The organism is Cyclobacterium qasimii M12-11B (assembly GCF_000427295.1).
GTDB classification, from domain to species: Bacteria; Bacteroidota; Bacteroidia; order Cytophagales; family Cyclobacteriaceae; genus Cyclobacterium; species Cyclobacterium qasimii.
In genome coordinates, this window is the sequence record NZ_ATNM01000147.1 from 127,129 (window position 1) to 140,338 (window position 13,210).

The window sequence follows — 13,210 nt, forward strand, 5'->3', positions numbered from 1 at the left end:
AAAGAGAAATTAACGATGGAAAAGATAAATAAAAAGAATGCCCTTGATGGCGGAGCCTACCTTATCAAAGAAACGGAAGCTTCTGCTGTCTTTATACCTGAGGAGTTCAGCGAGGAACAAAAAATGATGGCTCAAGCATGTCAGGATTTTCTCGATATGGAGATTACTCCAAAAATGGAGGAAATCGACAGCATGAAGAATCCAGATCTCGTGCCTACAATCTTAAAGAAAGCAGGAGAGTTAGGTCTCCTCGGAATAGCTGTTCCTGAAGAATATGGCGGGTTGGGCATGAGTTTCAATACTTCTATGCTGATTGCAGATATCATTGGAGCAGCGGGTTCATTTTCCACAACTTATGGTGCACATTCTGGAATAGGAACACTTCCTGTACTTTATTACGGGACAGAGGAGCAAAAGAAAAAGTACTTACCCAAGCTTACTAATGCGGACTGGGCCGCTTGTTATTGTTTAACGGAACCAGATGCTGGATCTGATGCAAACAGTGGCAAAACCAAAGCCGTAATAAATAAGGAAGGAACCCATTACCTGATCAATGGGCAGAAAATGTGGATTTCGAATGCTGGCTTTGCGGACTTCTTTATTGTCTTTGCCAAAATAGAAGACGATAAAAATCTTTCAGCCTTTTTGGTTGAAAAGACCTTCGGTGGAATCACAATGAATGCCGAAGAGAAAAAGATGGGAATCAAAGGAAGTTCTACCCGACAAGTCTTTTTCAATGATTGTCCTGTGCCAGTGGAGAATTTGCTTTCTGAAAGAGGAAAAGGCTTTAAAATTGCTGTCAATATTCTCAATATTGGGCGAATAAAATTAGGCGCAGGTGTGCTGGGCGGATGCCGGACTATTTTGGGTCATTCGATAAAATACAGTGCTGACAGGAAACAATTTGGTGTTTCTATCAATTCCTTCGGCGCTATTCAAGCAAAACTTGCAGAAATGGCCATCAGGACTTATGCCTGTGAATCGCTCTGCTATCGTGCCGGTCAGGATGTGGAAGACAGAATAGCGGCATTGGAAGCTGAAGGGATGGAACCCAACAAGGCCAAACTGAAAGGAGTAGAGCAATTTGCCATTGAGTGTGCCATTGCCAAGGTTCATGGATCTGAAGTGCTGGATTACGTAACCGATCAAGGCGTTCAAATTTATGGTGGAATGGGATATTCAGCCGATGCTCCTATGGAACGTGCCTTTAGGGACGCCAGAATTTCCAGAATATATGAAGGTACCAATGAGATCAATCGGATTTTGATGGTAGGCATGTTGCTTAAGCGTGCGATGAAAGGGGAAATCGACGTTTTTGGCCCAGCTATGGCTGTCGCTAAAGAGTTAACATCTGTTCCTAGCTTTTCGAGTGAAGATACTTCTCAACCTTTGGCAGCAGAAAAAGCAGTCTTGAGAAACCTTAAAAAGGTGTTTCTGATGATTGGGGGAAAAGCTGCTAAGGATTTGGGGGCTAAAATGGATCAGGAACAAGAGATTATGATGAATTTGGCAGATATTATGATTGAAATATATGCTGTGGAGTCTACTTTGTTGCGAACTGAGAAACTGTTGAATAAAAATGGTGAAGAAGCGGTGAAGGATCAATTGGCAGCCACCAAAGTTTACCTTTACGAAGCAGTAGAAAAAATTCAATCTGCCGGAAAAGAGGCCATCATGTCGTTTACCAAAGGTGATGAACAGAAAATGCTTTTGATGGGTTTAAAACGATTCACCAAGTATGACAATGTCAACACCAAAGATTTGCGCCGCGAAATTGCAGCTTCGCTTGTCTCAAAAGGAAAGTATTTCTTCTTTCATGCCTAATAGACAAAGATGATTCAAACTGAAGCCTGGTTAAATGGGCCTTTACCTGAAATTCCATTTCTGCTCCAACCTGCTGCACATGCACTTGTACAAGCAGAAATGGAATTAAAGGAATGCATGGAAGATTTTCCTGATAAGCTGCTGTGGAAAACTGTTGGAGGGAGAGCTAGCGTGGGGTTTCACCTGCAACATTTATGGGGAGTAATGGATCGACTTACCACCTATGCCAAGGAACTCCCATTATCAGAATCTCAATTTCGTTATTTAAAAAAAGAGAAGATCCCTGACTTTACCTTAACCTCTAAGGAGTTGGTAAATCGTTTTAGCGAAAAATTGGCAGAGACGCTGGAGATTTTCAGCCATACTACAGAAGAGGAACTTAGGGCTTTTCGCACGGTTGGAAGAAAGAAATTTCCAACAACCGTCATGGGCTTGTATTTTCATATTGCAGAACACAGCCAGCGCCATTTTGGACAACTTTTGGTAACGGTAAGTGTACTTAAAGAGCGAGATTTAATGGATAGGTAAATCATAAATACCGAAAAACTCACTTTGTAATTTAAAAGAAAGAGTATTCATCAAACTTAATTATTTGTAAGGCCTTTCGCTATCCATTTATTTTCTAAATTACAGTGTAAACCCTATTTGGCTAAATGACGGTTGCGACTGTGAAGCAAAATAATAACTGAGCGAATGAAAACTATCAAACAAGTTGTTTTTATCTTTTTTTCCCTGTTTTTGCTATATTTTTCTTTTTCAACGATAAGGCAAATAATACTTTATGGGCCAGTGCAATTGGGTTTTGGCGAGTCGTTTTTTCTGGCTTTTTTAATTAATCTATGTGTCACTGGAGTTTTCGCATTTCCAGGTTTTGTGTTTCCCACACATAGGCTGTTGCCGAGTAGCTATTATGCGATTAAAAATCCCTCCAAGATGATGAAATGGTATCGTATTCTAGGGGTAAAATATTTTCAAAAATTACTGATGCTATTCTTTTGGGGCAGAAAAGCCAACCGGAAGAAATTTTTTGATGGAACCAAAAAAGGCCTGAAGAATTTTAATTACCTATCCAGACAATCTGAATTTGGGCACATGGGTCCCTTTATTATGATTCTATTGGTAGCAATTTTACTTTTACCCTCCTCATATTTTCTATTGGTGTTTTTCATTGTTCTTATTAATTTCATAGGTAATCTTTATCCCGTAATCCTTCAAAGATACCATAGGATAAGAATCGGAAAAATATTGTCCAACTGAATTTAGCAGACCAGTAAAGTATTCTGCCAAAAGGAACTAAATCATTTCAGCTTATATCATAAATTCGCAAACCTTCCAGGTTTTGCTGATAATCAGCCTGATGTTAAAATATGACGAGTGAAACCTGGAAGGTTTTATTTTCATAAGAACCAATTGATAAAAAAAATAGGCTGATGATTTTAGGTTACAGGTAATACTGAAAATTGAATAAGAATAAATTATAAATGAAAACGATGAAAGTGGGAGTAGGAGGAGGGTGCCACTGGTGTACTGAAGGGGTATTCAGATCTGTGTTGGGTGTAAAGGAAGTCAAGCAAGGATGGATTTCTTCAGAAGCCCCTAATAAGGACTGGTCGGAAGGGGTAGAAATTACTTTTGATCCGCTTTTGGTTGATTTATCCTTATTGATAGCCATTCATTTGCATTCACATAGCTGCACAAGTGATCATGCCTTTCGACAAAAGTACAGGTCAGCCATCTATTATTTCAATGAGGAGCAGGAAGAGCTCAGTAAATCTGCTTTGCTAGAACTACAGCGTGATTTTGATGCGCCAATTGTCACCAAAGTGATTCCGTTTGTAGATTTTAAAATGAATACGGAGCAGTTTTTGGATTACTATAAGAAAAACCCTGACTTGCCTTTTTGTATCAACTATATAAAACCTAAACTAAATGCGTTGAAAGAACGTTTTCAAAAGCAAATGGTTAAATAATCCTTAAGCCTGGATTATTTATGAATTTAGAAAAACATAAAATTAAATACCTATGAATTGGAATGATGTCATCAGCTACGCCAATAATGGAAATTTAAAGCCCGATCGTAGGGTGGAAAAATCAGATGCTGAATGGAAAAAACAGCTTACTGAAGAGGAGTTTCGGGTAACTAGACAAAAAGGAACCGAGAGGGCTTTCAGCTCAGATGTATGCAGTTCTTTTGAACCTGGTATATATGCTTGCGTTTGCTGCGGCACTTTGCTTTTTGATGCAAGTAATAAATTTGAAAGTGGTACTGGATGGCCTTCTTTTACCCAACCCATCAAAGACAATGCGGTGGCGCACCACAAAGACAGCAGTTTTGGCATGGTGCGAGTAGAGACGCTTTGCAATACCTGCGATGCACATTTAGGACATGTATTTCCAGATGGCCCGGCACCTAGCGGATTGCGGTTTTGCATGAATGCTGTCTCCCTTAAAAAAGTGGAAGAGGAGAATTAAAAATAGAATGCATAAGGGTTAGCATTCAAAAAAGAAATGCCTGAATTCTGTTGGGCATTTAACATTCAAAAGATTATAACCCTTTTTGCCCTTGTAAATTATCGCCAATTATGTTTAACACCGACCTACTGAGTAGGTGAAAGAAGATTTTCTAATTAAAATAAATACCCTAATGACCTATTCCAAACCGAATCCACTGGTAAAAAATAGCCTAAGGATGATTTTTAATTTATTGATCGTCTTTTGTGCTGTTCCTGCATTTGCGCAGCAGAATGCTGTTCCGGTATTTGAAAATGGCGAAGCACAGGAAGTGAAGGCCTTTAAAGATGCAGGGAAGTGGATCCGACATGACCTTTGGGTGGAAACGGATTTTGACAGTGATGCGGATGGTAAAATGGACCGCATGCATGTGGATGTTACACGTCCTTATCAAACTGAATATGAAGGATTAAAACTTCCGGTAATTTATATATCAAGTCCCTATTTTACCGGTGTAGCTCCAGACGTTCCCGGACTTTTTTGGGAGGTAAGGCATGAATTGGGAAACCCACCCAAAGAAAGGGCACATCCGGAGGTTAAAACCATTTATAAGCGACCATTTATCTCTGATTCCCATATTCGAGAATGGGTGCCAAGGGGATATATTGTTGTGCATAGCTCCTCTCCTGGAACAGGTTTGTCTCAAGGTGCACCTACAGTGGGTGGAGAAAATGAATCTCTTGCACCCAAAGCGGTGATTGATTGGCTTTGCGGCCGGAGAGAAGGGTATACAAGCATTGACGGCAATGAAAAGGTAGAAGCCTTCTGGTCCACGGGCAAAGTAGGAATGACCGGTACTTCCTATAATGGCACCATTCCGCTTGCTGCTGCCACTACTGGGGTGGAAGGTCTGGAAGCCATTATACCCATTGCACCCAATACCTCTTATTACCATTATTACAGATCGAATGGCTTGGTGCGTTCCCCCGGAGGTTATTTGGGTGAAGACATCGATGTATTGTATGACTTTATCCACAGTGGGGATACGGCTATGAGGGCGAGCAATAATGCACGTATTCGAGACAAGGAAATGAAAAATGGTATGGACAGGGAAAGCGGAGATTTAAACGATTTCTGGTTTGGACGTGACTACTTATACCAAATGGGACCAATGAAGGCGGCTTTGTTGATGTCACATGGCTTTAATGATTGGAATGTAATGCCCGAGCATAGCTATAGAATCTATAAAAAAGCCGTTGAAATGGGCATCCCATCCCAACTTTATTACCATCAGGATGGCCATGGCGGACCACCGCCTTTTTCCATGATGAACCGTTGGTTTACCCGGTACTTGCATGGAGTAGAAAACGGCGTGGAAAATGATGCGAAGGTTTGGATCGTTCGTGAAAATGATAAACATGATAAACCAACACCATACACAGCTTATCCCAATCCGGAAGCTTCAGCTGTGGAGTTTTATTTAAAAGGAAAGGCACCAGCTGTAGGAGAATTGAACCTTGTCTCTTATGCAAACCAAGGAACTGAAACCCTGGTGGACAATTTTTCATTTAATGGTGCTTCTCTAGCTCAAGCTGAAATATCAAATCAGCGTCTTATGTTCGTAAGTCCAGAATTAAAAGAAGACCTGCACTTATCGGGAACGGCAGAAATTACCATAAGGCTTGCTTCAAGTAAGCCTGCTGCCAACCTTTCTGTTTGGCTTGTTTCCTTGCCCTGGAATTCAGCAAAAAACGCTAAAATTACCGATAACATCATTACCAGGGGATGGGCTGATCCTCAAAACCATAGCTCACTTAGAAAAGGGAAACCACTTAAACCTGGAAAATTTTATACCATTTCATTCCCTCTCCAGCCCGACGATCAAATAATCCCTATAGGACAGAAAATTGGTTTGATGATTTTCTCTAGTGACAAGGAGTTTACCATTTGGCCGGATCCAGGGACGGAACTAACAATTGATCTTGAAAAGACTACTTTAGAATTGCCAATAGTAGGTGGAAAAGAAGCCATAATTCGAAGCTTTACCAAGCCATAAACCCTATTTAAGCTAAAGAAGCGTTTCATTTTTTACTAAAATGAGCTGAACCCAAGAATAGAAATCTGCGTTTGGTCAAATAAGAATTATGTAAAAGCATCACTTCTGAATTGCCCTATAACCTTACTGATCTTTCTATCAGTTATTTAGCACCAAAATTCATTTTAGTAAAAAAACCATGAAAACACAAACACTAGCATTATTAGTCTTTTTATTTATTTCTCAAGGCCTTATGGCACAAGAAAAAGTGAAGGACTTCACACTACCTGCCGTTGGGGATGAAAAACCATTTGTTTTAAGTGAAGCAAAAGGAAAATACGTTGTCTTACATTTTTTGCTTAAAACGGAATGCCCTTATTGCATTCGGCATACAAATGATTATGTAGAAGAAACTGCGGGACTAAAAGATGTAGTTCAGGTATTTATTAAACCTGATTCTGATGAGGAAATCAAGGAATGGGCAGAAAATCTGGAGGAAGATAGTTTTACAATCTACCGGGATGTGGATGCTCATTTGGCAGATGAATTAGGTGTTCCTGGCGGGTACTCTTTTCACAATCAACTGGTACATTATCCCGCTTTGATTTTGATTGGCCCTGATGGAAAGGAAGTCTATAGGTACATAGGAAAGAAAAATTCCGACAGATTACCTGTTAAAAAATTTATGACTGTTTTGGAAGGTTTAAAGAATTAAACTGCTAGTAGTTGAAAGTGGATTGTTTTATTTCAACAGCCTTAGAAGTGAAATTTAAAAAGCTTCTAAAGGCTGTTGTTTACAATAAGCAGAAGCAGAACCAAGTTGATAACCAATCGAAAGATCCCCAGTAAAATGGCTGTTCTGAGATGATCTACAAGATTTTTATGGGTTAAGCTTATATAGAGCATTGCCCCAACCAGCACAATATTACATAGGGTAACGGCTATTAAGGAATAATTATACCAAATGGGCAAGTCAACCCTGTAAAAAACCCCGTAGAGGATGTAAATGATCAGGGTCAATGTACTGCTTCGGGTATTCCATTTGTACAATAATTCTCTGTTTATTTCTTTGGCAAACATTTTTTTTATTTATGGTGAACTCAATATAACCAATTGAAAGCCCATAACAAACCTAGGCCATTTTGAGGGTTGAGCTTTCGAGGAAAGATCAGGTAGACATTAAGATTGGTGGAATTCAAATAAACTTTAAATCCCTAATAGTTATCCTTTTGCTATCGGTAATCGCTTATTTAATAAAAATAGTCCATGACTTCCAGTCACTGCTCCAGCTATAGTCAAATGGCTTAGCAATAGGAGAACCCAAGGGGCCTTGTGCATGAATGAAAGGTTTTAATCAGATTTTCTTTGGCGAAGGCCATTCTGTTGAAAAAAAAAAGCAAAAAAACCCACCTTCGCTTTATTTGACAGCAAAGGTGGGTTGATACTGAAATTATTGGGTTTATTGAAAATTCTATTTCATCATTAAGGTACCTTTTACAAAGGTTTTCCCAATGCAGCGTACCAGATGCCACCATAAAGGTGTTTTAAGAAATCTGCATCTTCAAAAGCTTCTTCCACATGACCTAGACCGGTGTAGAAAACCCTTCCTCCATCATATTCATGGTACCAGGAGATCGGGTGGACAGCACCCATGCCCATTTTTTTTACCATTGCGTTCTCCTACATTATAGGATGACTCATCCAGTTGTAAAAGGATATTTACATTTGAATTGAAGTTTTTAAACTCGTACCACTCATCTGTCCAAAGCCATTTGTCGTTCAGGTGATAAGTAGACGGGTGGTCTCCATTCATCACTTTAATCCTGGCCGTTTGTTGGTGGGGGTGGTTGTTAAATTGCCCGCCAATCAATTTGGTATACCAGGGCCAGTCATATTCTGTATCCGTAGCACTATGAACACCAACTATGCCTTTTCCACTTTTAACGAAGCGTTCAAAAGCTGCTTTTTCATCTGCGTTTAGAATTGTTCCTGTGGTACTCATCATTATGATAACATCGTATTTTTCAAGATTTTTATCGTTAATCAAACTGGCATCTTCTGTTGCATATACATCAAATCGATGCTTGTCAGCCAACTTTTTTATGGCAGCCACACCCTCAGGGATGGATTGATGCCTGAACCCAGAAGTCTTACTCAGGACCAAAGCCCTAAATTGCTGGGCTTGACTAATTGATGGAAGCCCTGCCAATAATAGGCATAGGGCCAGCAGTGAATATAATTTGAGTTTATTGCTTAGGATGTTCATAGGATAGGTTATTATAATTAAAAATATGCAACGATTATAACGTTTTTATTTAACAATCTCGAATTTCTCTCTGGCAATCTTTCGACTAAATGCATTAAAGTGCCACCATTCAGATCCGATGCCCTTAAAACCTGCTCCTTTCATTACTTCTCGGAGCAATTCTCTGTTGTCCACCTGTAGTTGATTGATTTTACCTTCTTTCAGCATTTGAGCCTCTCTATCTGGATAGGCTGGATAACCAAAATAATCAAAATCAGTACCCATATCCAGTGGCTTTCCATTGCTTTGATCCGCTAGGGTAAGATCCACAGCTACACCAAAATTGTGTAAGCTACCTTTTTGAGGGTCCGCTACGTAAAGCGGTTTTAATTTTCCGGTTTATCCAATTCATCCCAAAGGATCTGTTGAACGGATTGAGGCCTAACACCATCGAATATCAAAAAAGTCAATGAAGAGTTCTTTTCTCTCAAAGCAAGGAGCGCTTTTTTGAGCATTTCAGCTACTTCTGGCTGTAAATACGCCTTGTCAAGTTCCCCATATACATCTTTACCAAAGAAATTATTGCTTGTCGAATACCTCAGGTCTACCAATATTCCGGGAATTGCCTCTTGTAAGTCTACAAGTCCTGCATCTATCAGCCGTTGTTCCAAAGCTCCCTTAACAGAAACAGTATCTTTCATAGAAGAATCCAATGCAACATTGTCTTCAAGGATTATTTCCTGCTGGGCTTCTTTTGCTGGCGCCAAAGTATTCTCTTGTTTGCTTTGCCCGCAAGCCAGGGCAATTAAACTTGCAAAGCCAGCTATTATGACTCTCATAACCCTTCTTTATGCAATAGGGTAGTGCTGGCTTGAGCAGTTGGGAGAATGGTAACATCTGCTAAAACTACATGGGGAGGCCTGGTAACGGCAAAACGAACTACATCCGCGATGTCTTCTGCTTTGAGTGGGGTAAAACCTTGGTAGACATTTGTTGCTTTGTCTTCATCACCCTTAAACCGTACGAGAGAAAACTCTGTATCTACCAAACCAGGGTTAATAGCCATTACCTTGATGCCATATGGGTTCAGGTCCAGGCGCATTCCTTTGGTGATCGCGTCTACCGCATGTTTTGAACCACAATATACATTGCCTTTAGGGTATACTTCTTTGCCAGCCGTTGAGCCAATATTGATAATCTGTCCTTGTTTTCTTTCTACCATACCAGGTATGATTTTTTTAGAAACATAAAGCAATCCTTTCACATTGATGTCCATCATGGAATCCCAGTCGTCTTCACTTCCATTTTGGATAAAGTCAAGGCCATGTGCATTTCCAGCATTATTGATCAAGACTTCTATTTTTTTCCAATCTTCGGGTAAGGAGTCAATGGCAGTGTAAACAGCTTTCTTTTCTTTGACATCAAAGACTAAATACTGATAAGGTGTATTTTCAGGAAGGAGTGTCTTTAATTCTATAAGCCTTTCCTCTCTACGTCCACATGCAATGATAGCAAAACCTTCTTCGGCAAGGTATATTGCGCAAGCTTTTCCTATACCGGAAGTTGCCCCCGTGATAAATGCAATTTTCTTTTCCATAAGGGAAGTTAAAATTTTTCCCCTAAGATTAAAAATCATAAGGGTGGCAATACTTCCTGGTTATTGAAAATTTAAATACAGTGTAATGGATTTTCTTCTGATGTCTGAAATGGCTCCTGCCAATCTATCGTCGGAATGACCATCCTGATAAAGGTTCATCAAACCGTGGGAAAAACGGATTTCAGGGGAGAATTTAAAAAATTGAAAATACATATCGAACCCTAGTCCCATTTCCAACGCTACATCTGTTCCTTTCAATGCAACAGGGTCTTCATTGGCTTCCTCTTGATTTTTAGTTCTGAATTGGCCATTTAGCCCACCCACAAAAAACATTCGGGTATTGTTAAAGCGTTGGGACTTGTATTTGAGCAATAGCGGTAATTCTATAAGGGTTTCTTCAGTAAGCAAAGGTACCGTAGAGATTCCAATGCCGTTAGCGGCATTTGGATCATCTGTAAATAGTTGTAATTCTGTTCGATACTCATAAAATCCTACTTTCGGGTTAAAAAGCAGGTTTACTTGATCATGCATTCTTGCCGTAATAAGAAAACCCAGGGCAAAGCCAGGCGAAAACGCTGGCATTATAGCCCTTACATTACCTAGGCCAGGATAGTTGGGGTTGAGGAAATTGTCAGAATACTTTATTCTTAACGAGCTGTTGTGCGCCGCAAGGAAAAAGCCATACGACAGGGCTTTATTATCACTTCCTGATGAATTAAAGATAAAACTCTTTTGCTGCGCTTTTACCAGTTGGGTTTGGAAAAAGAGCAGGCACAAAGAGAAGAGTATTACTTTATACCAATGTATATCGAACTTATGCCAAATGTTAGCGTTTTGCATTGCGTGTTTTTGAAACCTACCCTTTCAAGAATATTAATGAAATCATTTCCATCAGGAAAAGCCTTTACCGATTCGGGTAAATAAGTGTAGGCAGAGTTGTCCTTTGAAATGACTTTACCAATCTGAGGTAAAATATATTTAAAATAAAAGGAATAAGCTTGTTTCATCGGGAATTTTTTGGTGTGGAAAATTCCAATATTACTGTTTTCCCTCCAGGTTTAAGCACCCGATACATGTCTGCTAAGCCTTTTTCAAGGTTTTCGAAGTTCCTTACACCAAAAGAAACGATTACAGCATCGAACTTATTTTCTTCAAAGAGTAACTTTTCTGAATCACCCATCTGTAAATCTATGAGGTGGTCCAATTTCTTTTGCTTCATTTTCTTACGACCCACATTAAGCATGCCTTCAGATATGTCTACACCGATTATCTTATCCGGTTTCAGCGCCAGCGCTTCTATGGCAAAGTCACCTGTACCTGTGGCGATGTCTAAAATTAGCTTAGGCTGGTCATCTTTCAACATTTTAATGGCCTTCTTTCGCCAGATAATGTCGATCCCCATGCTCAGAACATGGTTTAGCAAATCGTAATTTTTGCTAATATTATTAAACATGTTGGCAACCTGTTGCTTCTTGCCTTCTTTTTGATTTTTGTATGGAACTACGGACATGGCTTCTATTTTCATTACAATATTACTAAGTAAACTTGAGCAATGGAAAATTGTTAATGAATTAATGGTTTGGAGACCATTCAGGAATTTAGTTACCTTTGTTAAAAAAAAGGGCCATGTTGAAGAATGCACGCTTTTTAATGAGTAATAGTGACCATACAAAGTGTCCGGCACCTACTAAGCCGGAGTTTGCTTTTATTGGTAGATCCAATGTTGGCAAAAGCTCGCTTATCAACATGCTCACTGACAATAAAAATCTCGCCAAAACCTCAGGAAGGCCAGGTAAAACTCAGCTAATCAATCACTTTGAGATTGATTCCCGCTGGTTTATGGTGGATCTTCCCGGCTATGGATTTGCGAAGGCTAATAAAAAATTGAAAGCCGAATGGAATAAAATGATCCGAAATTACCTTACGGAAAGGGAAAATCTTGTTTCAGTTTTTATTTTGATCGACAGTCGTTTATCACCTCAGCCTATAGACATAGAATTTATTAACTGGTGTGGACAATTGGAATTGCCTGTAACCATTATTTTTACAAAAGCCGACAAACAGTCTCAAACAAAGACTTCAGAACATGTTCATCGTTTTTTAGATGAAATGGATAAAATGTTTGTTGAGGCACCTGACTTTTTTGTGACCTCTGCTACGACGAGAGTAGGAAGAGATGAATTGACTAAATTTATTGAAGAAAACGTATCGGAATACTACGAGTAGGGGGTAAGTGCCCCAGTCTTTCTCTAGTTAACCTTATATTTGTAGCCAAAAAAAAGAACTATCATGGAATTTAAAGACATTGCCACTGTTTCTGGAAAACCAGGTTTATATAAAGTATTAAAGCCCAGCAGAAGTGGGGTAATCCTCGAATCTCTGGATGAAAAAAAAGGTAAACTGGTTGTAGGTGCCGCTCAAAGGGTATCTCTTCTAAGTGAAATATCCATTTATACCTTAACTGAAGAAGGAGCATCTCCACTTCAGGATATAATGTACAAAATTGAAAAAGAATTTCAAGGCGACACTGGCTTGGAAGGTGCAGACAAAGAAGAATACCAAGCTTTTATGAAGCATATTCTTCCTGAATTTGATGAGGAAAGAGTCTATGCTTCTGATGTCAAAAAATTGATCAATTGGTACCATATTCTACGAGATCAGTGTCCTGAGGTTTTAGAAGAAAAAGCGGCTGAAGAAACTGATTCCAAGGAAGAAGAAAATAAAATTGATGAATCCGTCTAATACTGATTCAGTCCTCATAAAAACAGTTGCAGTAGATCTAAAAGATTTACTGCAACTGTCTGTTATACCTGATAGTGTGGACCGAGAAGATTTGGCAAAGGCCATTGCCCCAATGGTTTCCCAATTACTCAACCGGGAATTTGAAAGATTTTTGCAGCTGTGTTATCGGCTTGATCTTGGAGAGGGAAAAGTTCGTGAAATATTAAACCAAAGCCCACCCGAAGAAATCACCGAGCGCATGTCGCTGGCAATTGTTGATAGGCAATTGATAAAGGTGCATTTTCGAAAAAAATACAGTGAATAACCTAACTTTATT

13 protein-coding genes and 3 pseudogenes are annotated in these 13,210 nt (G+C 39.4%); 10 read left to right on the plus strand and 6 right to left on the minus strand.

The window, feature by feature from the left end:
* The first annotated feature begins 15 nt into the window (after positions 1–15).
* The 7 genes from ADICYQ_RS19530 (at position 16) to ADICYQ_RS19560 (ending at position 7,025) form a co-directional block, all read left to right on the plus strand.
* Entirely contained in the window at positions 16–1,824 is a 1,809-nt protein-coding gene (locus ADICYQ_RS19530; protein ID WP_020889701.1) for an acyl-CoA dehydrogenase FadE, read from the plus strand.
* A gap of 9 nt (positions 1,825–1,833) precedes the next feature.
* Complete coding sequence (locus ADICYQ_RS19535; protein ID WP_020889702.1) at positions 1,834–2,352, plus strand: DinB family protein; 519 nt, start codon at positions 1,834–1,836, stop codon at positions 2,350–2,352.
* Between the two features lie 165 nt (positions 2,353–2,517).
* The gene (locus ADICYQ_RS29400) at positions 2,518–3,081 is read left to right on the plus strand and encodes a glycosyl-4,4'-diaponeurosporenoate acyltransferase CrtO family protein (RefSeq protein WP_020889703.1); all 564 of its coding nucleotides are present in this window, start codon (positions 2,518–2,520) and stop codon (positions 3,079–3,081) included.
* 224 nt (positions 3,082–3,305) lie between these two features.
* A complete protein-coding gene (locus tag ADICYQ_RS19545) occupies positions 3,306–3,794 on the plus strand; it encodes a peptide-methionine (S)-S-oxide reductase (RefSeq protein ID WP_020889704.1) in 489 nt (162 codons plus the stop codon).
* A 52-nt stretch (positions 3,795–3,846) separates the two neighbouring features.
* Positions 3,847–4,296: a peptide-methionine (R)-S-oxide reductase MsrB gene (gene msrB / locus ADICYQ_RS19550; RefSeq protein ID WP_020889705.1), complete on the plus strand. Its 450-nt coding sequence runs from the start codon at positions 3,847–3,849 to the stop codon at positions 4,294–4,296.
* A 172-nt stretch (positions 4,297–4,468) separates the two neighbouring features.
* Complete coding sequence (locus ADICYQ_RS19555; RefSeq protein ID WP_020889706.1) at positions 4,469–6,331, plus strand: Xaa-Pro dipeptidyl-peptidase; 1,863 nt, start codon at positions 4,469–4,471, stop codon at positions 6,329–6,331.
* Between the two features lie 178 nt (positions 6,332–6,509).
* Entirely contained in the window at positions 6,510–7,025 is a 516-nt protein-coding gene (locus tag ADICYQ_RS19560) for a peroxiredoxin family protein (RefSeq protein ID WP_020889707.1), read from the plus strand.
* 65 nt (positions 7,026–7,090) lie between these two features.
* Here ADICYQ_RS19560 and ADICYQ_RS19565 read toward each other — a convergent pair whose 3' ends face one another.
* The 6 genes and pseudogenes from ADICYQ_RS19565 to ubiE all read right to left on the minus strand — a co-directional run bounded on the left by ADICYQ_RS19565 (position 7,091) and on the right by ubiE (position 11,662).
* Positions 7,091–7,390, minus strand: coding sequence for a hypothetical protein (locus ADICYQ_RS19565; protein ID WP_020889708.1), 300 nt, complete (start codon positions 7,388–7,390; stop codon positions 7,091–7,093).
* A 414-nt stretch (positions 7,391–7,804) separates the two neighbouring features.
* Positions 7,805–8,576 (minus strand): annotated as a pseudogene (locus tag ADICYQ_RS19570) (ThuA domain-containing protein).
* Positions 8,577–8,621: 45 nt separating this feature from the next.
* Positions 8,622–9,394: pseudogene (locus tag ADICYQ_RS19575) on the minus strand (M15 family metallopeptidase).
* A complete protein-coding gene (locus ADICYQ_RS19580; RefSeq protein WP_020889714.1) occupies positions 9,391–10,152 on the minus strand; it encodes an SDR family NAD(P)-dependent oxidoreductase in 762 nt (253 codons plus the stop codon). The pseudogene ADICYQ_RS19575 and the gene ADICYQ_RS19580 overlap by 4 nt, the downstream one beginning before the upstream one ends.
* A 60-nt stretch (positions 10,153–10,212) precedes the next feature.
* On the minus strand, positions 10,213–10,992 hold the full coding sequence (porT, locus tag ADICYQ_RS19585) for a type IX secretion/gliding motility protein PorT/SprT (protein WP_040417166.1): 780 nt from the start codon (positions 10,990–10,992) through the stop codon (positions 10,213–10,215).
* Positions 10,941–11,662 (minus strand): annotated as a pseudogene (ubiE, locus tag ADICYQ_RS19590) (bifunctional demethylmenaquinone methyltransferase/2-methoxy-6-polyprenyl-1,4-benzoquinol methylase UbiE). Before ubiE ends, porT begins: the two are co-directional and overlap by 52 nt.
* A 116-nt stretch (positions 11,663–11,778) precedes the next feature.
* Between ubiE and yihA the strand changes: the two are divergent.
* The 3 genes from yihA (at position 11,779) to ADICYQ_RS19605 (ending at position 13,198) form a co-directional block, all read left to right on the plus strand.
* Entirely contained in the window at positions 11,779–12,378 is a 600-nt protein-coding gene (gene yihA / locus ADICYQ_RS19595) for a ribosome biogenesis GTP-binding protein YihA/YsxC (RefSeq protein WP_020889719.1), read from the plus strand.
* A 63-nt stretch (positions 12,379–12,441) separates the two neighbouring features.
* Positions 12,442–12,894: a DUF5606 family protein gene (locus ADICYQ_RS19600; RefSeq protein ID WP_020889720.1), complete on the plus strand. Its 453-nt coding sequence runs from the start codon at positions 12,442–12,444 to the stop codon at positions 12,892–12,894.
* Positions 12,881–13,198, plus strand: a complete 318-nt coding sequence (locus ADICYQ_RS19605) for a hypothetical protein (protein ID WP_040417167.1) — start codon at positions 12,881–12,883, stop codon at positions 13,196–13,198. The genes ADICYQ_RS19600 and ADICYQ_RS19605 overlap by 14 nt, the downstream gene beginning before the upstream one ends.
* Positions 13,199–13,210 lie beyond the last annotated feature (12 nt).